Genomic DNA, 21,842 nt, shown 5'->3' with positions numbered 1-21,842 from the left:
CCGGAGCGCCCCCGGACAGAAAGACAGGTACGACCATGGCGGCTTCAGAGAACGACCGCGTCGGCTCCGTGGAGACCAGAGGCATCGAACCGGTTCCCGACGCCGAGCGCCACGGCCACGCGAGCCAGATGTTCTGGACCTGGTTCGCCGCGAACATCAGCATCCTCGGCCTGCCGCTCGGCGCGGCGCTGGTCAGCTTCCGCGGCCTGAACATCTGGCAGGCGGCCGTCGTGGCCATCCTCGGGTCCTTCGGCTCCTTCGCCCTGGTGGGCGCCCTCAGCATCGCCGGGAAGCGGGGCGGAGCACCCGCCCTCACCCTCTCCCGCGCGGTGTTCGGGGTCCGTGGCAACGCGGGGCCCACGCTGGTCACCTGGATGAGCCGGCTCGGCTGGGAGACCATCAACACCACCACGGCCGCCTTCGCCCTGCTGGCGCTGCTCGACGCCGCCTTCGGCATCCGGCGGAACACCGTCCTCACCGTGGTGTGCCTGCTGGTCTTCATCGGCTGCACCCTGCTGATCAGCGGCCTGGGCCACGCCACCATCATGTGGATCAACAGATGGGCCAGCTATGTCTTCGGGCTGCTCAACCTGGTCGTGATCGGCTTTCTCGCCACCACCCTGGACTGGGGCAAGGTCTTCCACGCCCAGGTCGGGCCGGTGAGTTCGATGGTCGTGGGCGTCGGCATGATCGCCGCCGGTACCGGGATCGGCTGGGCCAACACCGGGGCCGACTACGCCCGTTACCTGCCCCGCCGGATTCCCGGCGGCAGGCTGGTGGCCGCTTCCGCCTTCGGCGCCGGTATCCCGCTGGTGGTGCTGATCTCGCTGGGCTCGCTCCTCGCGGCGGGTGAACCCGATCTGGCCTCCGCCTCCGACCCCGTCTCGGCGATCAACACGATGCTGCCGTCGTGGATGTCCATCCCGTATCTGATCGCCGCGTTCGGCGGACTGCTGCTCTCCAACCACCTGTCCGTCTACTCGGCCGGGCTCACCATGATCACCCTGGGGATACGGGTCCGGCGCACCCTCGCCGTCGGCCTGGACGTGGTCGTCACCTTCGCGGGCGGGATCTACTTCATCCTGATCGCCAAGGACTTCTACGGTCCGTTCATCACCTTCCTCACCCTCCTCGCCGTCCCCATCAACGCCTGGGTGGGCGTCTTCGCGGTCGACCTGGTACTCCGCCGGTCCTACGACGGCGCGGCCCTGATGGACGTCGGCCGCTCCAGCCGCTACTGGTTCCGGGGCGGGGTCGCCTGGGCCGCGATGATCGCCTGGGCGGTGGCCATCGTGGTGGGCCTGCTGTTCACCGAGGCCAGCACCAGCGCCACCGACGTGTGGTTCTCCGGGCCGCTAGCCCACAGCTGGATCGGGTCCAACGGGCTGGGATGGGTGGTGACCCTGGTGCTCGCGGCCGTCGTCTACGCCCTGCTGCGCCGGCTCGACGGCACCGTCCGCGAGGAGGCGTCCGCGCAGCCGCCCCAGCAGCAGGTGCTGCCCGCCCCGGCCGCGCGGGAGCTCTCATGACCGGCCACGACGGCGTCCCCGGGGCCTGTGGCGAGGCCACGGGCGGTCGGCTGGTGCTGCTCGGCAACGCCATCGTCGACCTGGTGATGCGGGTGCCCGCACTGCCCGAGCGGGGCGGCGACATCATCTCCCAGGACACCACCCTCACCACGGGCGGCGGATTCAACGTCCTCACCGCCGCCCGCCGCCTGGGCCTGCCCGCCGTGTACGCGGGCGCCCACGGCACCGGGCCGTTCGGCGACCGGGTCCGGGCGGACCTCGCCCGCGAAGGCATCGAGGTGCCGTTGCCTCCGGTCACGGAGGAGGACACCGGATTCTGCGTGGCCTTCGTCGACGGCGGTGGCGAGCGCACCTTCGCCACCAGCCTCGGCGCCGAGGCCCGGCTGACCGAGGCCCACGCGGCGGCCGTGCTCGCCGCGCTGCGCCCCGGCGACCTGGTGCAGATCTCCGGATACGGGCTCGCCTACCCGGTGAACGGCCCGGTCCTGGCCTCGCTCGTGGCACGGCTGCCGGAGCACACCCGGGTCTTCCTCGACCCGGGCCCGCTGGCCGACCAGATCCCGGAGGAGGTGCTGGAGCCCGTTCTGGCGCGCTGCGACTGGCTCAGCTGCAACCAGCGCGAGGGGCGGCTGCTGACCGGCCGGGACGACGCCCGGGAGGCCGCGGCGGCGCTCGCCGCCCGGCTGGGCCCGCGCACCGGTGTGCTGCTGCGGGCCGACGCGGACGGCTGCTGGCTGGTCCCGCCCGGCGGCGAGCCCGCGCACATCCCCGGCCACCGGGTGACCGCCGTCGACAGCAACGGCGCGGGCGACGCCCATACGGGAGCGCTCCTGGCCCTCCTCGGCCACGGGCTGGACCTGAGCGGCGCCGTACGGGGTGCCAACGCGGCGGCCGCCTTCGCGGTCACCCGCCACGGCCCCGCCACCGGACCGACCGTCGGCGAACTGCTGGACTTCCTCGACGGCGAGCCGCTCGCGGCGCGGCTGTCCTCGGTGCTCGTACGGTAGTCCGCGCCTGGGCCCGCCTTCGGAGGGCGGGCACCGGGTGAGTCCGAACCCCTGACACGAGCGCGTTTCACCCCGCGGTGCCGGACGCGTCCTTCCCGTCGGGGGTGTGCGCATACGCGCCGAGGACGTGGTCGCGCACCGCGGTCAGGATGCGGTCCGACAGATCGTCGCCCGCGCAGGCCCGCGACAGCACCAACGCCCCGACCATGGTGGACAGTTCGACGAGAACGGACTCCTCGTCGGCGGCCGTGTCGCCGGACGTCCTCGCGGTGCGCTCCATCCCGCCGATCAGGTTGCGCACACCCTCGGTGTACGCCCCCTTGAGCGGGTCACCGGGCTCCGCCCGCGCGGCGTCCACCGCCAGCGCCGCGGCGGCGCACCCCAGCCCGGGGTTGTCACGGTGCCGGGCGGACAGATAGCTGGCCAGGAACGCGGCCCGGGCGCCGCCCGTGTCCTCACCCTCGGCGGGTTCCTCCATGTCGGCGAGGCGTTCGGCGAACGCGGCCGAGCACGCCTGGGCGACCAAGTCGTCCTTCGAGGCGAAGTGGCGGTAGAAGCCGCCGTGGGTCAGACCTGCCGCCGCCATCGCCTGCGGCACGCTCACCTTCTCGGCGCCATGGGTGCGCACCAGCTTCGCGGTGGCCGCGATCACCTGCTCGCGGTGGCGTTCGGCCTCGGCTCGGGATGCTCGGGGCATGGTCGGTACTTCCTTCTGCGTGTGGTGCCGGACTGGGGTACCGGACGCCGGTACCGCGTCGATGATATTTGCGGTCCATTTTAGATGATGCTAATAATCTATTTTAGCGCGCCGCTGGGCCGCGGCCTCATGGGCCGCCGTCCCCGCCGGTTCGTACGCGCGATTCGACACGTTCGACAGGGAGGTCCGACATGGTTGCGATCGATGGTTCCGTGGTGCTGGTGACCGGAGGCCAACGTGGCATCGGCAAGGCGTATGTGGAGGCACTGCTCCGGCGCGGAGCGGCGAAGGTCTACGCGACGGCGCGAAAGCCCAGCCCCAGCGAGGACCCGCGGGTCGAGGCCGTTTCCCTCGATGTCAACGACGCGGACGCGGTCGCCGCGCTCGCCGACCGGGCCACGGACGTGGACATCGTCATCAACAACGCGGGAGTGCTCCTGCCCTCGCCGCTGCTGACGGCGGACATGGCCGACGTGGTGGCCACGTTCGAAACGAATGTCTTCGGGCCCCTCCGGGTGGCCCGTGCGTTCGCCCCGGTCCTCGCCGCGCGGGGTGGCGGCGCGCTGGTCGACATGCACTCCGTGCTGTCCTGGGGCGCCGGCGCGGCTGCCTACGGCGCCTCGAAGGCCGCCCTGTGGTCGATCACGAACTCCCTCCGCATCGAGCTGGCGGAGCAGGGGACCCAGGTGGTCGGGGTGCACCTCGGGCTCGCCGACACCGACATGGTCGCCGGGATACCGAGTCAGAAGATCTCCCCGGCCGAGGTCGTGGAGGCGGTCCTGGACGGCGTCGAGAGCGGCGGCAACGAGGTGCTCGTCGACGCCGTGACCCGGCAGATGAAGGCGGCGCTCGCCGGGCCGGTGGAGGGCCTCACCGTTCGTCTCGGAGGCTGACCGCCCGCCGCGGACGTCGCTCGTCGCCACCGTTCGACTTCACTCGTCCTCAAGGAGAGAGCAATGCCCCTGTGGCACGTCTACCATCCGGTCGACGCCTACTCCGCGGAGCAGAAGCGGCAGTTCGCCGCGGACGTCACGGAGTACTACACCCGGGTCGGTCTGCCGAAGTTCTACGTCGTCACTCTTTTCCACGAGGTTCCCGAGTCCTCGTTCCTGGTGGGCGGGGAGCCGTCGAACAACTCCGTCCGGGTCGTGGTCGAGCACATCGCCCGCCACTTGACGGACCCCGAGGTGAGGAAGAAGGGCACCGAGGGACTCAACCGCCTGCTGGCCCCTCACACCCGGGATCGCGGGCTGCACTGCGAGTTCCACGTCGACGAGACGCCCCGGGATCTCTGGATGATCGACGGGATGTGGCCCCCTCCCTCGCGCAGCGAAGCCGAACAGCTCTGGGCGCGGGAGAACCGTCCGGTGGCGTACTGACCGCGACCGCGACCGCGCCGCGGCAGCGCGAGGCCGCCGACATCGATCGGCGGCCTCGCCTCCTCCCCGTGAAATTCGTGGCCGGGCGGGGAAGGGTCTGATTGGATCGCGGTATGGCCCAGGAAGACACGCGGAAGATCGGAATCCTGCTGTTCCCGGACGTGGAGGAGCTCGACGCCATCGGTCCATGGGAGGTGCTGTCCTACTGGACGCGCAACTTCGCCGAGGATGGATGGCGGGTGTTCTGCTTCTCCGCCGATGGAAACCCTGTGACCTGCGCGAAGGGGCTCACCGTCGCAGCCCGTCACGCGATGGCTGACCTGCCCGCCCTGGATGTGCTGCTGCACCCCGGCGGCCAGGGGACCCGGCCCCAGCTCGGGGACGCCCGGCATCTGGAGTGGGTCCGGGCCCAGCGGCGATCCGTGCCCCTGATGACGAGCGTGTGCACGGGCTCGCTGGTCTACGCGGCGGCCGGACTGCTGGCCGGGCGGCCCGCCACCACACACTGGGCGTCGCTGGACCGGCTCGCCGAGCTCGACCCGACGATCGACGTACGGCCCGACGAGCGGTTCGTCGACGACGGTGACCTGATCACCTCCGCGGGGGTCTCGGCCGGTATCGACATGGCCCTTCACCTGGTCGCCAGGCTGGCCTCACCGGAGCGCGCACGTCAGGTGCGGCGTGGCATCCAGTACGACCCACGGCCACCGGTGTGAGCTCAGCCGGGACTGGAGCGGCCGTGCCGCCAGTAGCCGAAGAACGCGATGTCCGGCTTCGGCACGCCGCGGTCGCGCACCAAGTGGCGGCGCAGCCCGGTGGCCAGTCCGGCCTCCCCGGCGACCCAGGTGTAGAACCGACCCGGTCGCAGGGACGACGTCCGGACCGCGTCGAGGACCAGTGCGCCGGGCAGGGTGTCCCCGCCGTCCCGGGCCAGCCACCGCACCCGTACCCCCTCGGGAGCGGTGATGTCGTCACGGATGTCGGCGGTCCCGGGCACCTCCAGGAAGACCTCCGCCACCAGTGACGCCGGAGCGTCCTCGAGGATGGCCAGGATCGCCGGTAAGGCGCTCTCGTCCCCGGCGAGCAGCTGCCATTCGGCATGGGCCGGTGGCAGATAGCTCATGCCCATATCGAAGATGCCCGCCGGGTCCCCGGGCCGGGCGCGCCGGGCCCAGATGGAGGCCGGGGTGTCGCCGTGCAGGGCGAACTCGATGTCCACCTCGCCGAGTTCGGGCCGGGCGCGCCGGATGGTGAAGTTGCGCACCCATGGTCGGCGTGACTTCGGCAGGAGGAGCAATTCCGCCATCCACGCATCACTGGAGAGCTTCGGCATCCTCAGCCCGTCCTGCCCTTCGCGGGGGAAGAACAGCCGCACCATCTGGTCGAAGCCCATCGGCTTCAGATGCTCCAGTTCGGGTCCGCCGAGCGTGATGGTCGAGAAGGCGGGTGTCAGTTGAGTGTTACGGCGCACCTCCAGCGTGATCATTTGCCGTGATTCGGGCGTGCGCGTCTTGGGCAACATGTCGTTCCTCGCGTTGAGTTGGAGGCCGCTCGCCGCCTGGTCACAGGTCCACGACGAGCCGCGGGGACAGGGAGCGGGACACACAGGCGTACATCCGGCCCGAGGGGGCGCCGATGTCGTCCCGGTGCTCGGGCTCGCCGTCGAGCACGGCCACTTCGCAGCTGCCGCAGACGCCTTCGCGGCATCCGGACGCCACGCGGAATCCGGCGTGGGTCAGGGCGTCCAGCAGCGACTCGTCGGCGGGTACCTGGACCGTCCGCCCCGACCGGGCACACACCGCCTCGAACGCCGTATTGGGGGCGAACGTCCTGGGCGCCGGGCGGAACCGCTCCGCGTACAGCCGCCCCGAGGGGAACGCGTCCTCCGCCGCGGCGAGCATCGGTCCGGGGCCGCAGGCGTACACCACGGCACCGGGGCTCAGCGCGGAGGCCAGAGCGGCGAAGTCCGGCCTGCCCTGCTGTCGCGTGGCGACGATCCGCACCCGATCGCCGTAGGAGGAGCGCAGTTCGTCGACGAAGGGCATGGACGCCACCGACTGCCCCAGATATACGAGCGACGCCGGGACGTCCGACGCGGCCGCCGCCCGCAGCATCGGCAGGATCGGGGTGATGCCGATCCCGCCGGCGAGGAAGAGGTACTCGGGCGCGGCGAGCAGCGGGAAGTGGTTCCGGGGCAGCGACACATCGAGGGCGCGGCCCCGGCGCAGAAACCGGTGGATGTACTCCGAACCACCCCGGCTGAGGCGGTCGTGGCGTACGGCGACGCGGTAGGACTCCCGGTCCGCCGGGTCTCCGCACAGCGAGTACTGCCGGGTCAGCCAGTTCGGCAGCGCCAGGTCGATATGGGCGCCCGGTTCCCAGGGCGCCAGCGGGCCGGTGGCGCCCCGCAGGACGAGGGAGACGACGTCTTCGGCGACCTGCTCGATGTGGTCGACGACGGTCTGTTGCATCGTTGATTCACCTTGTGCCGTGGTCAGTAGAGTTTCCGGTAGCCCTCTTCGAGAGCGTGGGTGAGCGCCATCGGGTCGATGTCCATCCCGAATTGGGCGGCGGCGATCTCGCCGACCGATGGGATCTCGTCGGCGAGGGCCTGGCTCGCGGGATCCCACAGCCGGGAGCGGATGAGCGCGCGGCCACAGTGGAAGTACGCCTCCGCCACCTCGACGACGATCGCCAGCACCGGATCCCTGGCCTCGGTCTGCATCCGGGCGAGCACATCGGGGTCGTCGGTGGGGTAGGCGCGGCCGTTGACCCGCAAGGTCTCCCGCAGCCCGGGGATGAAGAAGAGCAGCCCGATCCCGTCGTTCTCGGCGAGGTTGCGGAAGGAGTCGGCGATCTTGTTGCCGGGGCGGTCGGGAATCGCCAGCGTGCGGTCGTCGAGCACCTTCACGAACCCCGGGTAGTCGCCACGGGGGGAGCAGTCGGCGCGGCCCTCCGCGTCCGCCGTGGCCATGGACAGGAAGGGGGAGTGCGCGATGAAGAGGCGGAAGTAATCGTCGATATGGTCCTGGATCTTGGCCTTGGTCATGGCTTCGGGCTCCCCGAGCAGAGCGTGGACCTCGGCCGGCGACAACCGCCGGGGGCGTGTGCTGGTCTGTGTCATGAGGACTCCTTCCGGGAGGGGCGGAGCGGAGGGCGCGGGGCCCGTGCCGGTCGCCTCCCGCCTCCCTGCCGACGACGGTGGCTCACCGCTCCGCCGCAGTTCATGGCACTATTGTGAGCAATTACTCAGGTCTCGCGCCACTCGCTTTCACAGGCGCTGTGCAGGAGGTGTCATGACGACCGGCCGTCACGGACTTCAGCCACGTAAACAGCCACGCCAGGTCCGGGCCGAGCTCACCCGGCAGCGCATCCTCACCGCCGCTGCTCACATTTTCGCCGAGTACGGCTATGCCGCCGGGACCACCAATCGCATCGCCGAGCGCGCCCGGATCTCGATCGGCTCGCTGTATCAGTACTATCCGAACAAGGACGCGATCCTGGCCGAGTTGCTGATCCGTCACCTCGACGCCGGGGGCGTCGCCATCAGGAGCCGCCAGGACGAGGACGAACCGGACTCCCTGGAAGAGATCATCCGCGGGTTCGCGCGCCCCGTGATAGCGAACCATCTGGACGACCCGCAGCTGCTCCGCGTCATGATGGAACACGGGCCACGGTCGCCCGAGTTGCTTGAGAAGATCGCCCGGCATGAGCGGGAGCGGGTCGCCTACACCCAGGAGTTGCTCGAGCGCCATCCCGAGGTCCGGGTCGAGGACACCTACGTCGCCGCCCGGCTCGTGGTGTCCACGGTCGAGCTCGTCGTCCACCAGCTCATCGCGGCGCCCGACTCCATCGACACCACGCGGCTGGAGAACGAACTCGTCGCGATGATCACCAGCTACCTCACGGCAGCACCGGGCGGGGGCGGCGCGATTGACCGGCCACGGGACGAGGGACGGGCACCCGGTGGCCCGGGTGCCCGTCCCTCGTGATGTGTTGTGACGTGTGAATTGCTCGGGACCCGGGGGTCAGTCGATCGTGATGATGGGCTTGCGCAGGTCGAACCATGTCGCCAGGTCGAGGGCGCGTTCGATGGTGGCGCGCTGCTGAGTGGTGATGACCTCCGCCGGTGCGTCGAGCGCCTCCTTCAGCGTCTCGGCGCGGCACAGTTCGAGGGCCGGGTGTCCGGAAGTGATGAGGTCGCCCGCCTGCCGCCTGATGGCGGCGAGATAGGCGGGGTCGAAGCTGCCGGGGTAACCACTCTTCTTACGGTTGGCCACGGACTCGGGGAGCACATCGCGGGTGGCCTCGCGCAGGATGCTCTTCTCCCGCCCGTCGAATGTCTTCAGCGACCAGGGGGTGTTGAAGACATAGGAGACGAGGCGGTGGTCGCAGAACGGCACCCTGACCTCCAGGCCGACGGCCATGCTCATCCGGTCCTTGCGGTCGAGCAGGGTGTTGACCATGCGGGTGAGGTGCAGATAGCAGACCTGCCGCATGCGCTTCTCCAAGCCGGTCTCGCCGTCCTTGAGCGGGACTTCGTCCAGGGCGCTGAGGTAGTGGTCGTGCAGATAGGTGTCCAGGTCGAGCTTCTCGGTGAGGTCCTGGGACAGCAGGTCCTTGGTGTCGCCGAGCGTCAGTCCTCCGGCGAGCCACGGAAAGGTGTCGGCCTCGCGCCGCTCGTCGTGGAACCACGGGTAGCCGCCGAAGACCTCATCGGCCGACTCGCCCGACAGAGCCACGGTCGACTGTTCGCGAACGGCCTTGAACAGCAGGTAGAGGGAGTTGTCCCGGTCGCCGAGACCGGTGGGCAGATCCCTCGCCGCGATGGCCGCCTGCCTGACGGCCGGGTCGGACAGGGCGGAGCCGTCGAGCACGATGTCCCGGTGGTCGCATTTCACATGCTCGGCCACGGCGTGCACATACGGCGTGTCGACGCTGGGCGCCACGTCGATCGCGCGGAAGTTCTCCGCCTGCCCGGGGAAGTCCACGGCGAAGCTGCGGACGGTCTCGCCGTGTTCGCCGAGCTTGCGGGCGGCGAGCGAGGTCATCGCCGAGGAGTCCAGCCCCCCGGAGAGCAAGGTGCAGCGGGGCACGTCGGCGACGAGCTGACGGGCGATGATGTCCTCCAGGAGCTCCCGCACATGGGCGACGGTCGCCTCCTGGTCATCGGTGTGCTCGGAGACCTCCAGACGCCAGTACGCCTGCTCGCGAAGTCCATTGCGGTCGACGACGGCGATGTGGCCGGGGCGCAGCTCCTTCATGCCCTTCCAGATCGCATGGCCCGGGGTCTTGGCGAAGGAGAAGATCTCCCGCAGCCCGTCCAGGCCGACCTCGGGGGCGGCGAGCGGATTGGCGAGGATGGCCTTGGGCTCGGATCCGAAGAGGACGCCGTCGTCGGTCTCGTAGTAGTAGAACGGCTTGATGCCCATCCGGTCCCGGATCATCACCAGCTTCTCGGTACGGGAGTCCCAGATGGCGAAGGCGTACATGCCGTTCAACTTCTCGGTGAGGGATTCGCCCCATTCGACATAGCCGCGCAGGACGACCTCGGTGTCGGAGTCGGTGGTGAAGCTGTGGCCCCTGCGGCGCAGTTCATCGCGCAGCTCGGTGAAGTTGTACGCCTCACCGGAGTAGACCATGCTCACGGGGCCGTCGGACGTGTCGACGGCCATGGGCTGCGCCCCGCCGGGCAGGTCGATGACGGCCAGCCTCCGGTGCCCGAGCGCCGCCCTGCCGGTCACCCACGCTCCGGCCGCGTCCGGGCCCCGGCAGGCCATCGTCTCCGTCATGGTGTCGAGGACCTGGCGGTGGGAGGTCAGATCGCGACGGTAGGAGACCCAGCCGGTGATGCCGCACACAGTGATCATCCCTTTCGCTCAGCGGGAGATGGTTGCCTGTGAAAACCATCTACCTCTCCGGAGGCGGATCGCCACCGGGAGCTGATCTCCGGGAGAGTGGTATTTCTCACTGGTAAATTCCTGTTAATGGTAAGTTTCGTCATGAGTGCTGTCCGAAAAACGACGCCCACTAAGTCGCTATTTTACGGCTGATATCCGCCTCGTAATTCATCAAGGAATGACCGGCGGTATACGAAAGAGAAGGAACCGCGCCGTGGCGGCCTCGGCCCTCGTGAGGGGTCGCGGCGCTTGGCCGGTGGCGGGGTCCATGAGCTTGTGTGTCGTCCGGTTGAGCATGTGGGAGCCGCGCCGAGGGCCCGCGTGGTGCGGCCGGTCGGGGGCGCCGACGCCCCCCATGACCTGGGGAGCTAGCATATGAGCGCCACCTAGCTCGAAAGATAAACTTGTGACTCTCAACGAGGACTCGTTCACCAACTGGAAGCACCGCGAGGAGATCGCGGAGTCGATGATCCCCCTCATCGGGAAGCTGCATCGGGAGCGGGACGTCACGGTCCTGCTGCACAGCCGCTCCTTGGTGAACAAGTCGGTCGTCAGCATCCTGAAGACCCACCGATTCGCCCGTCAGATCGCCGGTGCGGAGCTGTCGGTCACCGACACCCTGCCGTTCTTGCAGGCGCTCACCGGACTGGATCTCGGCCCCTCCCAGATCGACATCGGCTTGCTCGCCGAGACGCACCGGGCCGATGACCGCGGTCTCTCCGTGGAGGAGTTCACCGCCGAGGCCGTCGCCGGGGCCACCGGGGCCAACAAGATCGAATGCCGTGAGGGACGCGATGTCGTCCTCTACGGATTCGGACGGATCGGGCGGCTGGTCGCCCGTCTGCTCATCGAGAAGGCCGGATCCGGCAACGGGCTGCGGCTGCGGGCCATCGTCGTCCGCGGAAGCGGCGGACGGGCCGGTGAGGATCTCGTCAAGCGGGCCTCGCTGCTGCGCCGCGACTCCATCCACGGCCAGTTCCAGGGCACGATCACCGTGGACGAGGCGAACGGCAAGATCATCGCCAATGGCAACGAGATCAAGGTGATCTACGCCGACGACCCGGCGTCGGTGGACTACACGGCGTACGGCATCAAGGACGCCATCCTCATCGACAACACCGGCAAGTGGCGCGACCGCGAGGGGCTGTCCGGGCATCTGCGCCCCGGTATCGACAAGGTGGTGCTGACCGCGCCGGGCAAGGGCGATGTCCCCAACGTCGTCCATGGCGTCAACCACGACACGATCAAGCCGGACGAGCGGATCCTGTCCTGCGCCTCGTGCACCACCAACGCGATCGTCCCGCCGCTGAAGGCGATGGCGGACGAGTACGGCGTGCTGCGCGGCCACGTGGAGACCGTCCACTCGTTCACCAACGACCAGAACCTGCTGGACAACTACCACAAGTCCGACCGCCGCGGCCGCTCCGCGCCGCTCAACATGGTCATCACCGAGACCGGTGCCGCCTCCGCCGTGGCGAAGGCCCTGCCCGACCTCAAGGCGAAGATCACCGGCAGCTCGATCCGCGTTCCGGTGCCGGACGTCTCGATCGCGATCCTCAATCTGCGGCTCGCGCGCGAGACCACCCGTGAGGAGGTCCTGGACCATCTTCGCGAGGTGTCCCTGACCTCGCCGCTCAAGCGCCAGATCGACTTCATCAGCGCCCCCGACGCGGTCTCCAACGACTTCATCGGTTCGCGCCATGCCTCGATCGTCGACGCGGGCGCCACCAAGGTCGAGGGCGACAACGCGATCCTCTACCTCTGGTACGACAACGAGTTCGGCTACTCCTGCCAGGTCATCCGCGTCGTCCAGTACGTCTCCGGGGTGGAGTACCCGACCTACCCGGCCCCGGTGGTCTGACACTCGCCATGACAACGGTCCCGCTTCCGGACCCGTCCGGAAGCGGTCCGCCTACTCGCCCGTTCCGGACATGTCGGCCAGCAGCCGTACGATGCCCGCCGGCCCGAAGACGTCCTGGGTGGCGAGGGCGATGCCGCCGTGGAGCCCGGAACCGCCCTTGAGCTGTGTCGCGGTGATGGTCAGTTTGCGGGTGGCCAGGGGGAGGGCGCGCTGGTACACGACGGCTCGTACGGCGGAGACCAGGTCGTCGCGGAGTTCGCTCAACGGACCGGCCAGGATGATGCTGCGCGGATTGAACATATGGACCAGCACGGCCACCACCTCGCCGATCTCCGTGGCCGCCCGACGCACGGCGTGCAGCGCGGCCGGGTCGCTGTCGGCGACACGCTGGGCGAGCACACGGGCGCCGTGCAGAAGGTCGTCGTCGGTCGACTCGGGGATGCCGAGGCCGCGCAGGACGGCGCGGTGGGAGGCGATCGCTCCGACGCAGCCGACGTTGCCGCAGACGCACAGGACGTTGCTTCCGCCGACGGCGCGGGTGTGGCCGATGTCGCCGGCGGCGCCGTCGGCGCCGCGGTACACATCCCCGCCCGCGGTGATGAGACCGGCCCCGATACCGCTTGCGATCTTGATGCAGAGCAGAGGGGTCTCCGCCCCGCCCTGTTCGGCCTCCCCCAGTGCCATCAGATTGACGTCGTTGTCCACCACGACCGGGGCGCGGAAGCGCTCCCGGAGGTGGTCGGCGACGGGGTAGCCGTCCCAGCCGGGCATGCCGGTGGGCTGCACCGCGCAACCCTGCTGGAAGTCCACCGGGCCGGGGAGGCCGACGACCACCTCACGCACCCGGCCAGGATCGCGGTCGTGCTTTTCCAGCAGCTGTCGCAACCGTTCGGACACCGCGTCCAGCACGGTCTGCGGGCCCGCGTCGATCCGGACGTCGACCGTGTCCTGTGCGATCGGCCGTCTGCTGAGGTCGGCGATGGCCACCTGGGAGGCGGCGGTGTCGATGTCCACGGCGACGACGGTTCCGGCCCGCGGGCTGATCGTCAGCACCCGGGGAGGCCGGCCGCGGACGGACCGTCTGGACTCGACTTCCTGGAGGATGCCGTTGCCGACGAGGTTCTCCACCTGCTGGCCCACGGTCGACCGGGCCAGGCCGCTGCGCCGCGCGAGTTCCGCGCGGTTGGTCGCCTCCCCGGAGACCACGAGTCCCAGCACCCGGCGCAGCGCGAGGGGAACCGATGCGGAGGCGTTTGATTCCTCCGCGTAGCCGTCGTCTTTATGCATTCCTTTGATCGTAATGTTGTCCCCTTCGGGCCGTCAATGCTTCTTTCTTCAGACACTGCCCATGAACCCATCAGGGCAGGTGATCAAGGGTCTTTGACGAGACCGGCCATGGGAGATTGGCTATTTTTAGGCCTTGAAAAAAATTAAATATGCGGTCTTGTGCTTGCTCTCTGAACTAAACCAGGGTGATGCGCAGCGCGGCGTCGGACCGCGATCGGCGGTTGGACGTCGGAGGGTGCGTCAGATGAGTGGTTCGCTTCGAGCGGTGGTTTCCGGCGCAGGGATGATCGGTGCCGTGCACGGGGTCGCGATCCCCGACTCTTCGAGAGGCCGCTCGCCACCGCGACCGCCGACGCGGAACGGCTGACGCGCCTGGCGGAGGACGCGGGACTGGTGCTCGCGGCCCCCTTCGTCTACCGCTGCCACCCGCTCGTCCGGCGGGCCGCAAGAACCGGCTGTGGTTCGAGCTCGACGGTGCGCGGGGCAGCGCGGTCTTCGACCGGGAGAACCCCGGGACCGTATGGCTCGGCGCACCGGACGGGGCGAGGGTGCTGTTCCGCGATCCCGGCCACGGATCGGCCGATCAGCGTCGGCTCTCCCGTGTGCCCGCCGGCCACGGCCAGGGCTACGCCGGCTGCTTCCACTCCTTTGTCGACGACGCCTGCGCGGCGATCCGCGGCGAAGCGCGCGAGGGGCTGCCCACCGGAGCGGACGGCGTCCGACGTCCCGATCGTGCACGCCCAGGCCAAGGACCTCCAGATCCTGCCCGGAGCGATCGACCGCTACGGGGTCTTCGGCAAGGCGGTCCGGCGGGAGGACCCGTGGGACACCGGCGAGAAGGTCAAGACCGGCCTCGAGATCGCCCACCGGACACTTCGGCCTTTGATCGTCGCCTGATCGCCGCTCGACATTCCCCATCACGACAGCAGGAGACTCATGGTTCAGCAACAAACACGCCACCGCATCGGGATCCTGGGCGCGGGCAACATCTTCGGCCGCTATGTCGAAGGACTGCGCACCTTTCCGGAACTCGACGTGATCCGGGTGGCCGACGTCGACGCGGCCCGCGCGCGGCGGGCCGCGTCCGAGTACGCCATACCGGCCTGGGGCGACCCCGGCGAACTGCTCGACGACGACGCCGTAGAGATCGTCATCAACATCACCCCGCCGGCTTTCCACGCGAAGACCATCATCGCCGCGCTGGAGGCGGGCAAGCACGTCTACGTCGAGAAGCCGCTCGCCGCCACCGTCGAGGAGGCCCGCGAGGTCCTCGACGCCGCCGAGCGCAGTGGGAGGCTCCTGGGCTCGGCCCCGGACACCTTCCTCGGCAGCGCCGTGCAGACCGCCCGGCACGCGATCGACACCGGCCTGATCGGCGAACCCGTCGGCGCCACCGCCTTCGTGCGGTCCAGCAGGTCCGAGACCTGGCACCCGGACCCCCGGGCCTTCTACGGGCCGGGCGGCGGGCCCGTACTCGACATGGGCCCCTACTACCTGGCCGCGCTCGTCAACTGCCTCGGCCCCGTCCGGCAGGTGTCCGCCGCCACCCGCATCGGCGCGAAGACCCGCGAGGTCACCAGCCCCGAGCGGGTGGTCGACGAGATCACCGTCGAGGTCCCCACACACGCCTCGGCCGTGCTGACCTTCGCCTCCGGAGCCATCGGCACCACCCTGATGAGCTTTGACGTCTGGGACACCGAACTGCCCCGCATGGAGATCTACGGCACCGAGGGCACCCTCTCGCTGCCCAACCCCAACTGCTTCGACGGCGATGTCCGGCTCAGGCGCCACCACGACGACGACTGGGAGGTGCTCACCCCGGTCACCGCACTCTTCGGTGCCGTGAACACCCCCGAGCAGCACCGCCGGGGCCTCGGCGTACACGACCTCGCGGGCGCCATCCACGGCGGCCCGCACCGCGCCAATCCGCAATTCGCCTTCCACACCCTCGAGGTGCTGGCCGCCTTCGAGACCGCGCAGCGGGAGAACCGGGTCGTCGCGATCGGGAGCGGCTGCGAACGCCCCCAGCCGCGCACCGCCCACTGACCCCGCCCCACGACCGCGCCACAGCCGCAGCCGCAGCCGCCGAAAGGACCACCGACCATGAAGATCAGGCAGAACCGCCTCGCCATCAACCCCCTGCAGTGGGTCGCGAGCGCCGACGGCTGGATCGATCCCGGCCTCGCCCCGTCGCTCGACCGCCAGCTGGAGGTCATCCGTGACGCGGGCATCACGGCCCTGCACAGCGCGGTGCCCGGCGACATGACCCCCGAGGCATACGCGGCCCGGCTCGCCGACCACGGCATCAGCCCGGCGCCCGGCTACGTCGCGGTCCGGCTCACCGAGGACGAGGCGGAGAAGCGGACGTTCCGAGAGAACGCGGGGCGCGTCGCCGAACAGCACGCGGCGCTGGGCGTGCCCACCGTCTTCCTCGCCATGGGAATGGCGAAGGACGCCGAGCGGGTGGCCCGCCCCGCGGTCGGCCACCTCGCCGACCGGGACCGGCTGGAGCGGGTACGGGACCTGCTGGCCGAGATCGGCGGAGTCATCCGGGCACACGGCATCACCCCCGCGTTCCACCCGCACGTGGGCACCTGGGCCGAGACCGAGGAGGAGACCCGCTTCGTCCTGGACACCGTCGACGCGTCCGTCCTCGGATTCGGACCGGACATGGGCCATCTGACCTGGGCGGGCGCCGATGCGGCACAGCTGGTGCGCGACTACGCGGACCGGGTGGCCAGCGTCCACATCAAGGACCTGGACCTCGGCCTCGCGGCCAAGGGCAGGGAAGCGGGCTGGGACTACCGCAAGACGGTGCTCGCGGGGCTGTGGTCGGAGCCGGGCCACGGAAACGCCGACATCGAGGGCTTCGTCGGCGCGCTGCCGGACGACTTCGACGGCTGGCTGATCATCGAGGTCGACCGGGGGGCCCGGCCGACCCCGGAGGAGAGCGTGCGGCTGTGCGGGGAGTGGGCCACCCGGCACGCGCGGCCATGACCGGGCGACGCGCGAACGGAACCGGCCGGCACACGGCCGGAAGGCAGGACGACCCGGGGGGACATCGAGGTGATCCGACACATGAACCAGGTGGAGAGAAGACCATGCGCAAGACAGTGGCGTTCATCGGCGCCGCACTTCTGACAGCGACGGCGACGGCCTGCGGCGGCGGAGCGTCCGGCGGCGGCGACACGACCCTCACCCTCGCCGAGTCCGTCACGGCCACGCCGTGGGACCTGGCCAAGGCCAGCCTCGGCCCCGAGTCCCAGTACTACCAGCCGGTCTTCGACACGCTGGTCCGGCTCGACAGGAACGGTGAGCCCACCCCCAACCTGGCCACATCCTGGTCGTACGACAAGCCCCAGACGACGCTGACGCTCAAGCTGCGCACCGGGGTGAAGTTCACCGACGGCACGGCCCTCGACGCGGAAGCCGTCAAGCGGAACCTGCTGCACACCAGGAGCGGCGCCGCCTCGGCAGCCGGTGAGATCCGCGACATCAGCGGCGTCGACGTCATCGACGCCCACACCGTGGCCATCAGGCTGAGCCACCCCAGCGCGTCCCTGCTTCCGGCGCTGGGCCAGGTCTCCGGCATGATCGCAGGCCCGAAGTCACTCAAGGACCCGAAGACCCCGGTGGGCTCGGGCCCGTACCAGCTGGACACGTCGGCCACCACCGCCGGCCAGACGTACACCTACACCCGCAACCCCGGCTACTGGAACAAGAAGGCCTACCCCTACGACAAGGTCGTCATCAAGTACCTGTCCGACCCGACCGCGCGCACCAACGCGCTGCTGTCCGGCCAGATCGACGGCGGCACGGTCAACCTCAACCGGGTGAAGACCGTGAAGGCCCGTGGCCTGAAGGTCGCCACCTACCAGCCCGGCGACGTCGAGGGGCTCTACATATGGGACCGCGCGGGAAAGAAGGTGCCCGCCCTGGGAAAGCGAGAGGTCCGGCAGGCACTCAACTACGCCTTCGACAAGAAGGCCATGCTCAAGTCGGCCAAGACCGGGCTGGGCACGCCCACCGCGCAGTTGTTCGCGCCCGGTGAGGACGGTTATGACGCCGGGCTCGAGGACACCTACTCCTACGACCCGGCCAAGGCCAGGAGGCTGCTGGCCGAGGCCGGCTATCCGAAGGGCTTCTCCGTCACCCTCCCGGACCTCTCCGCGGCCTTCCCCCGGGAGCAGGCCGCGCTCACCCAGGCCCTCAAGGACATCGGCATCAAGGTGAAGCTGGACAACGTGCCCGGCGACCAGATCTTCAGCAGCATGCTGTCCGGCAAGTACGCGATGTCGTACTTCAAGCTCGGCGCACCCACGGGATGGGACAAGGTCCAGCTGCAACTGACCGAGAAGTCGACCTGGAACCCGTTCAAGTACCACGACCCGAAGGCCGACGACCTCATCACCCGCATCGGCAAGGCGACCGGTCCGCGGCGCGACGCGCTGTTCAAGCAGCTCAACGGCTACGTCGTCGACCAGGCGTGGAACGCGCCCTGGAGCGTCGTGGCCAACGCCTACGCCACCGCGAAGGACGTGACGACGACCCCGCAGGCCGGCCTCCAGTACCCGCCGCTGCACGCTTACGCGCCGACGGCGAAGTAGCCACCGGCCCGATCCGACCGCGGAAGGAGGAAGACTCACCGTGCTCACCTTTCTGATCCGGCGCATCGCCGCCGGCGCGGCCCTGGTGGCCGTCGTGGCCACCGCCACGTTCCTGCTGCTGAACCTCACGGGGACCGACGTCGCCCGCAATATCCTGGGCGAGACCGCCACACGGTCCGCCGTGACCGCCAAGAGCCATGAACTCGGCCTGGACCAGCCCCTGGTGGAGCGCTACTGGCTCTGGGCCGAGCAGGCCCTGCGGGGCAACCTGGGCACCTCGTGGTTCACCGGCGACCCGGTGAACCAGTCCCTGATGGACACCTTGCCGGTCACCCTCTCCATCGTGCTCGCCGGCCTGCTGATCGCCGCGGTCCTCAGCGTCGCCCTGGGTACGGCGGCGGCGCTGCGCGGTGGCTGGGTGGATCGTGTGGTGCAGTTCGCCGCGGTGCTGGGCACCGCGGTGCCCAGCTTCCTGATCGCCCTGGTCCTCGCCGTCACCCTGGCGGTCCGGCTCGGATGGCTGCCCGCCACCGGCTATGTCGCCATCGACGCCTCCGTCGTCGACTGGCTCCGCTCGATCACCCTGCCCGCGGTGTCGCTGGCTGTCGCCGCGACCGCCGCCACCGCGATGCAGGTGCGGGGCACGCTGATGGACGTGTTGCGCGCGGACTATGTGCGCACCCTGCGCAGCCGTGGCCTCAAGTCCCGCAGCATCGTGTTCCGGCATGCGCTGCGCAACGCCGCCCCGCCCGCCCTGACCGTGCTCGCCCTCCAGTTCATCGGGCTGATCAGCGGCGCCGTCGTGGTGGAGAAGGTGTTCGGCCTGCCGGGCATCGGCACCCTCGCCAACTCGGCCGCCGTACGCGGTGACGCGCCCGTACTGCTCGGCACGGTCGTGGTGACCGTCGCCATCGTCGTCGCCGTCAATCTGCTGCTGGACATCGCATACGGCTGGCTCAACCCGAAGGTGCGTGTCTCATGACCACTGTGGAGTCCGTACCGGTTCCCAAGCGGGACCATCTCCTGCGCCGGACGCTGCGCGATCCGCTGGCCGCTGCCTGCCTGATCGTCCTGGCCCTGGTGGTCGTCGCGAGTCTGGCGGCGCCCCTGTTCACCGACTACGCCCCCGACCGCAGCGTCATGGCGGACACTCTCGCGCCCGCCTCGGGCGCCCATCCGCTCGGCGCCGACGGCGTCGGCCGGGATGTGCTCTCGCGGCTGCTGTACGGAGGCCGCACCAGCCTCCTGGGCGGTGGCCTCGCCGTTCTCGTCGCCTTCGCCGTCGGCGGGCCGCTCGGTGTGATCAGCGGCTTCTTCCGCGGCTGGTTCGACGCCGTGGCCGGCTGGATCGTCAACGTCATCATGGCCGTGCCCGCCATCATCGTGATGCTCGTGGTGATGGCCGCCGTCTCGCAGGACCTCAACGTGGCCATGGTCGTCCTGGGCGTCATCATGGCCCCGATGGTCTTCCGGCTCATCCGGGCGTCCGTGATCGCGGTCCGTGAGGAGCTGTACGTGGACGCCGCCCGCGTCTCGGGGCTCGGCGACGGGCGCGTCATGCGCCGCCATGTGCTGCCCGTGGTGGTCGCGCCGTCGGTCATCCAGGCGACCCAGGTGTTCGCCGTGGCGATCGGCATCCAGGCCGGGCTGGCCTTCCTCGGCCTGGGCAAGGCGTCCCAGGCCAGCTGGGGCGCGATGCTGGGCGACGCCTTCACCAACGTCTACGACGCGCCCGTACTGCTGGTGTGGCCCGGCGTCGCGATGGGCCTGACCATCCTGGCGGCGAGCCTGCTGGGCAACGCGGTGCGCGACGCGCTCGGCTCGACCGGACCGCGGCCGGTGCGCAAGCGCCGCAAGCGCGTCGTCCGCGAGAGCGCACCGGCCGCCGACTTCCCGTCGGAGCGCCTGCTCACCGTGGAGGGACTGCGCGTGAGCTACCCCAAGCCCGACGGCGAGAAGTGTGTTGTCGAGGAGGTGAGCCTCACCGTGTCACGCGGAGAAGTCCTGGGCCTGGTGGGCGAGTCCGGCTCGGGCAAGAGCCAGACGGCGTTCGCCGTCCTCGGACTGCTGCCGGACGACGCCGAGGTGATGGCCGGGCGGCTGGCCTTCGACGGACAGGACCTGCTGGGCATGGACACCGCCGCCCTGAACCGGATGCGTGGCCACGGGATCGGATACGTCCCCCAGGAGCCCATGTCCAACCTCGACCCCTGCTTCCGGATCGGCTTCCAGCTCGTGGAGCCCATGCGCACCCACCTCGGACTGTCCCGCGCCGAGGCCCGCACCAGGGCGCTGGGGCTGCTGGAGCGGGTCGGCATCCCCGATCCGGAGCGGGTGTTCAGGTCGTATCCACATCAGATCTCCGGCGGTATGGCGCAGCGTGTGCTGATCGCCGGTGCCGTCTCCTGCGCCCCCCGGCTGCTGATCGCCGACGAGCCGACCACGGCCCTGGACGTCACCGTCCAGGCCGAGGTGCTGGACCTGATGCGCTCCCTCCAGCAGGAGCACGCCATGGGGATGATCCTGGTCACCCACGACTTCGGCGTGGTGGCCGACATCTGCGACCGGGTCGCGGTGATGCGGGGCGGACGGATCGTGGAGACGGCGCCGATGCGGCAGATCTTCGCGGCACCCGAGCACCCGTACACCCGGACGCTGCTGGCCTCGACGCTCGACGGCGGTCCGGTCCGGGGCGAACCGTCCGGCCACCCGTGTGCCGATCAATCTCTCAAGGGGGTGACGTCATGACCGCTCCGCTCCTCGAACTCGACGACGTCGTGGTGGAGTACCCCGCGAAGGGCCGTGGCGGGAAACCCTTCCGCGTCCTGCACGGCATCTCCCTGACCATCGCCCCCGGCGAGACCCTGGGCCTGGTCGGCGAGTCCGGCTCCGGCAAGACCACACTGGGCCGGGCCGTCCTCGGCCTCGCGCCCGTCACCGGCGGTGAGATCCGGTACGGCGGAAGGGCCATCTCCCGGCTCGGCAAGCGGGAGCGACGCGCGCTCAGCAAGGACATCCAGGTGGTCTTCCAGGACCCGTTCACCTCGCTGAACCCGGCCATGACGGTCCTGGACATCCTCACCGAACCGCTGCTGGTGACCGGCGTCGCCCGGCGGGACGCGGAACATCGGGTGCGGACCCTGCTCGACCGTGTGTACCTCCCGCACGACTCGGTGCACCGGCTGCCCCGGGAGTTCTCCGGTGGCCAGCGCCAGCGGATCGCCATCGCGCGCGCCCTGTGCCGGGACCCCAGGCTGATCGTCTGCGATGAACCGGTCAGCGCCCTCGACCTGACGACGCAGGCCCGGGTGCTCGACCTGTTCACCGAGATCCAGGAGGCCACGGGGGTGGCGTATCTGTTCGTCACCCATGACCTGTCCGTGGTCCGGCACATCAGCCACCGGGTGGCCGTGCTGTACCGTGGCGACATCGTGGAGACGGGCGCCGCCGCCCAGGTCACCGAGGCGCCGGAACACGCCTACACGCGGCGGCTGTTGCTCGCGGCGCCGGTGCCGGACCCCGACCGCCAGGCGCGGCGCCGGGCCGAACGGCTGAAGGAGGCCGCCTCATGACCT

Annotated in this window: 20 protein-coding genes; 14 read left to right on the top strand and 6 right to left on the bottom strand. The window is 70.0% G+C overall.

What is annotated here, in order from left to right:
- Positions 1 to 35: 35 nt before the first annotated feature.
- Together ACMTAK_RS05930 and ACMTAK_RS05925 are read left to right on the top strand one after the other, a co-directional pair.
- The gene (locus ACMTAK_RS05930; RefSeq protein ID WP_413805179.1) at positions 36 to 1,529 is read left to right on the top strand and encodes a purine-cytosine permease family protein; all 1,494 of its coding nucleotides are present in this window, start codon (positions 36 to 38) and stop codon (positions 1,527 to 1,529) included.
- Entirely contained in the window at positions 1,526 to 2,536 is a 1,011-nt protein-coding gene (locus ACMTAK_RS05925; RefSeq protein WP_413805178.1) for a PfkB family carbohydrate kinase, read from the top strand. The genes ACMTAK_RS05930 and ACMTAK_RS05925 overlap by 4 nt, the downstream gene beginning before the upstream one ends.
- 67 nt (positions 2,537 to 2,603) lie before the next feature.
- Here ACMTAK_RS05925 and ACMTAK_RS05920 read toward each other — a convergent pair whose 3' ends face one another.
- Entirely contained in the window at positions 2,604 to 3,233 is a 630-nt protein-coding gene (locus tag ACMTAK_RS05920) for a TetR/AcrR family transcriptional regulator (protein ID WP_413805177.1), read from the bottom strand.
- Between the two features lie 191 nt (positions 3,234 to 3,424).
- Here ACMTAK_RS05920 and ACMTAK_RS05915 point away from each other — a divergent pair, with 191 nt between their 5' ends.
- From ACMTAK_RS05915 to ACMTAK_RS05905, 3 genes are all read left to right on the top strand, one after another.
- Positions 3,425 to 4,126 carry an SDR family oxidoreductase gene (locus ACMTAK_RS05915; protein WP_413805176.1) on the top strand — a complete coding sequence of 234 codons (702 nt, stop codon included), beginning with the start codon at positions 3,425 to 3,427 and terminating at the stop codon, positions 4,124 to 4,126.
- Positions 4,127 to 4,189: 63 nt separating this feature from the next.
- Positions 4,190 to 4,612 (top strand): tautomerase family protein, encoded by a 423-nt coding sequence (locus ACMTAK_RS05910; protein WP_413805175.1) that lies wholly within the window; start codon positions 4,190 to 4,192, stop codon positions 4,610 to 4,612.
- A gap of 113 nt (positions 4,613 to 4,725) precedes the next feature.
- Positions 4,726 to 5,328: a DJ-1/PfpI family protein gene (locus tag ACMTAK_RS05905; RefSeq protein WP_413805174.1), complete on the top strand. Its 603-nt coding sequence runs from the start codon at positions 4,726 to 4,728 to the stop codon at positions 5,326 to 5,328.
- A 2-nt stretch (positions 5,329 to 5,330) separates the two neighbouring features.
- On the opposite strand, the gene ACMTAK_RS05900 is transcribed toward ACMTAK_RS05905, so the two are convergent.
- The 3 genes from ACMTAK_RS05900 to ACMTAK_RS05890 are packed head-to-tail and all read right to left on the bottom strand — an operon-like array spanning position 5,331 to position 7,736.
- Positions 5,331 to 6,134, bottom strand: coding sequence for a siderophore-interacting protein (locus tag ACMTAK_RS05900; RefSeq protein WP_413805173.1), 804 nt, complete (start codon positions 6,132 to 6,134; stop codon positions 5,331 to 5,333).
- Positions 6,135 to 6,174: 40 nt separating this feature from the next.
- Positions 6,175 to 7,083: a PDR/VanB family oxidoreductase gene (locus ACMTAK_RS05895; RefSeq protein ID WP_413805172.1), complete on the bottom strand. Its 909-nt coding sequence runs from the start codon at positions 7,081 to 7,083 to the stop codon at positions 6,175 to 6,177.
- Positions 7,084 to 7,106: 23 nt separating this feature from the next.
- On the bottom strand, positions 7,107 to 7,736 hold the full coding sequence (locus ACMTAK_RS05890) for an MSMEG_1061 family FMN-dependent PPOX-type flavoprotein (protein WP_413805171.1): 630 nt from the start codon (positions 7,734 to 7,736) through the stop codon (positions 7,107 to 7,109).
- 172 nt (positions 7,737 to 7,908) lie between these two features.
- On the opposite strand from ACMTAK_RS05890, the gene ACMTAK_RS05885 reads away from it, so the two are divergent.
- Positions 7,909 to 8,604, top strand: a complete 696-nt coding sequence (locus tag ACMTAK_RS05885) for a TetR/AcrR family transcriptional regulator (protein ID WP_413805170.1) — start codon at positions 7,909 to 7,911, stop codon at positions 8,602 to 8,604.
- Between the two features lie 36 nt (positions 8,605 to 8,640).
- On the opposite strand, the gene asnB is transcribed toward ACMTAK_RS05885, so the two are convergent.
- Positions 8,641 to 10,473 carry an asparagine synthase (glutamine-hydrolyzing) gene (asnB, locus tag ACMTAK_RS05880; RefSeq protein ID WP_413812809.1) on the bottom strand — a complete coding sequence of 611 codons (1,833 nt, stop codon included), beginning with the start codon at positions 10,471 to 10,473 and terminating at the stop codon, positions 8,641 to 8,643.
- Between the two features lie 445 nt (positions 10,474 to 10,918).
- On the opposite strand from asnB, the gene ACMTAK_RS05875 reads away from it, so the two are divergent.
- On the top strand, positions 10,919 to 12,373 hold the full coding sequence (locus tag ACMTAK_RS05875) for a glyceraldehyde-3-phosphate dehydrogenase (protein WP_413805169.1): 1,455 nt from the start codon (positions 10,919 to 10,921) through the stop codon (positions 12,371 to 12,373).
- A gap of 51 nt (positions 12,374 to 12,424) precedes the next feature.
- Here ACMTAK_RS05875 and ACMTAK_RS05870 read toward each other — a convergent pair whose 3' ends face one another.
- On the bottom strand, positions 12,425 to 13,660 hold the full coding sequence (locus ACMTAK_RS05870) for an ROK family transcriptional regulator (protein WP_413805168.1): 1,236 nt from the start codon (positions 13,658 to 13,660) through the stop codon (positions 12,425 to 12,427).
- 732 nt (positions 13,661 to 14,392) lie between these two features.
- On the opposite strand from ACMTAK_RS05870, the gene ACMTAK_RS05865 reads away from it, so the two are divergent.
- The 7 genes from ACMTAK_RS05865 (at position 14,393) to ACMTAK_RS05835 (ending at position 21,839) form a co-directional block, all read left to right on the top strand.
- Positions 14,393 to 14,557, top strand: a complete 165-nt coding sequence (locus tag ACMTAK_RS05865) for a hypothetical protein (RefSeq protein ID WP_413805167.1) — start codon at positions 14,393 to 14,395, stop codon at positions 14,555 to 14,557.
- Between the two features lie 39 nt (positions 14,558 to 14,596).
- On the top strand, positions 14,597 to 15,706 hold the full coding sequence (locus ACMTAK_RS05860; protein ID WP_413805166.1) for a Gfo/Idh/MocA family protein: 1,110 nt from the start codon (positions 14,597 to 14,599) through the stop codon (positions 15,704 to 15,706).
- Between the two features lie 57 nt (positions 15,707 to 15,763).
- Positions 15,764 to 16,657 carry a sugar phosphate isomerase/epimerase family protein gene (locus tag ACMTAK_RS05855; protein ID WP_413805165.1) on the top strand — a complete coding sequence of 298 codons (894 nt, stop codon included), beginning with the start codon at positions 15,764 to 15,766 and terminating at the stop codon, positions 16,655 to 16,657.
- Positions 16,658 to 16,761: 104 nt separating this feature from the next.
- On the top strand, positions 16,762 to 18,267 hold the full coding sequence (locus ACMTAK_RS05850; RefSeq protein WP_413805164.1) for an ABC transporter substrate-binding protein: 1,506 nt from the start codon (positions 16,762 to 16,764) through the stop codon (positions 18,265 to 18,267).
- Between the two features lie 40 nt (positions 18,268 to 18,307).
- A complete protein-coding gene (locus ACMTAK_RS05845; RefSeq protein ID WP_413805163.1) occupies positions 18,308 to 19,249 on the top strand; it encodes an ABC transporter permease in 942 nt (313 codons plus the stop codon).
- Positions 19,246 to 21,015 carry an ATP-binding cassette domain-containing protein gene (locus tag ACMTAK_RS05840; RefSeq protein WP_413805162.1) on the top strand — a complete coding sequence of 590 codons (1,770 nt, stop codon included), beginning with the start codon at positions 19,246 to 19,248 and terminating at the stop codon, positions 21,013 to 21,015. Before ACMTAK_RS05845 ends, ACMTAK_RS05840 begins: the two co-directional genes overlap by 4 nt.
- Positions 21,012 to 21,839 (top strand): ATP-binding cassette domain-containing protein, encoded by an 828-nt coding sequence (locus ACMTAK_RS05835; RefSeq protein ID WP_413805161.1) that lies wholly within the window; start codon positions 21,012 to 21,014, stop codon positions 21,837 to 21,839. The genes ACMTAK_RS05840 and ACMTAK_RS05835 overlap by 4 nt, the downstream gene beginning before the upstream one ends.
- The last annotated feature ends 3 nt before the right edge of the window (positions 21,840 to 21,842 follow it).

This window comes from Streptomyces lacaronensis (assembly GCF_047337785.1).
In the GTDB taxonomy this organism is placed as follows: Bacteria; Actinomycetota; Actinomycetes; order Streptomycetales; family Streptomycetaceae; genus Streptomyces; species Streptomyces lycopersici.
This window is presented reverse-complemented; position numbering and strand designations above follow the sequence as displayed.

Bases quoted from the DNA above. Each gene is read 5' to 3' on its own strand.
- ACMTAK_RS05905 (WP_413805174.1), top strand. From the start codon at position 4,726: ATGGCCCAGGAAGACACGCGGAAGATCGGAATCCTGCTGTTCCCGGAC.
- ACMTAK_RS05850 (WP_413805164.1), top strand. From the start codon at position 16,762: ATGCGCAAGACAGTGGCGTTCATCGGCGCCGCACTTCTGACAGCGACG.
- ACMTAK_RS05885 (WP_413805170.1), top strand. From the start codon at position 7,909: ATGACGACCGGCCGTCACGGACTTCAGCCACGTAAACAGCCACGCCAG.
- ACMTAK_RS05895 (WP_413805172.1), bottom strand. From the start codon at position 7,083: ATGCAACAGACCGTCGTCGACCACATCGAGCAGGTCGCCGAAGACGTC.
- ACMTAK_RS05855 (WP_413805165.1), top strand. From the start codon at position 15,764: ATGAAGATCAGGCAGAACCGCCTCGCCATCAACCCCCTGCAGTGGGTC.
- ACMTAK_RS05915 (WP_413805176.1), top strand. From the start codon at position 3,425: ATGGTTGCGATCGATGGTTCCGTGGTGCTGGTGACCGGAGGCCAACGT.
- ACMTAK_RS05910 (WP_413805175.1), top strand. From the start codon at position 4,190: ATGCCCCTGTGGCACGTCTACCATCCGGTCGACGCCTACTCCGCGGAG.
- ACMTAK_RS05870 (WP_413805168.1), bottom strand. From the start codon at position 13,660: ATGCATAAAGACGACGGCTACGCGGAGGAATCAAACGCCTCCGCATCG.
- ACMTAK_RS05930 (WP_413805179.1), top strand. From the start codon at position 36: ATGGCGGCTTCAGAGAACGACCGCGTCGGCTCCGTGGAGACCAGAGGC.
- ACMTAK_RS05840 (WP_413805162.1), top strand. From the start codon at position 19,246: ATGACCACTGTGGAGTCCGTACCGGTTCCCAAGCGGGACCATCTCCTG.
- ACMTAK_RS05860 (WP_413805166.1), top strand. From the start codon at position 14,597: ATGGTTCAGCAACAAACACGCCACCGCATCGGGATCCTGGGCGCGGGC.
- ACMTAK_RS05920 (WP_413805177.1), bottom strand. From the start codon at position 3,233: ATGCCCCGAGCATCCCGAGCCGAGGCCGAACGCCACCGCGAGCAGGTG.
- ACMTAK_RS05925 (WP_413805178.1), top strand. From the start codon at position 1,526: ATGACCGGCCACGACGGCGTCCCCGGGGCCTGTGGCGAGGCCACGGGC.
- ACMTAK_RS05900 (WP_413805173.1), bottom strand. From the start codon at position 6,134: ATGTTGCCCAAGACGCGCACGCCCGAATCACGGCAAATGATCACGCTG.
- ACMTAK_RS05835 (WP_413805161.1), top strand. From the start codon at position 21,012: ATGACCGCTCCGCTCCTCGAACTCGACGACGTCGTGGTGGAGTACCCC.
- ACMTAK_RS05890 (WP_413805171.1), bottom strand. From the start codon at position 7,736: ATGACACAGACCAGCACACGCCCCCGGCGGTTGTCGCCGGCCGAGGTC.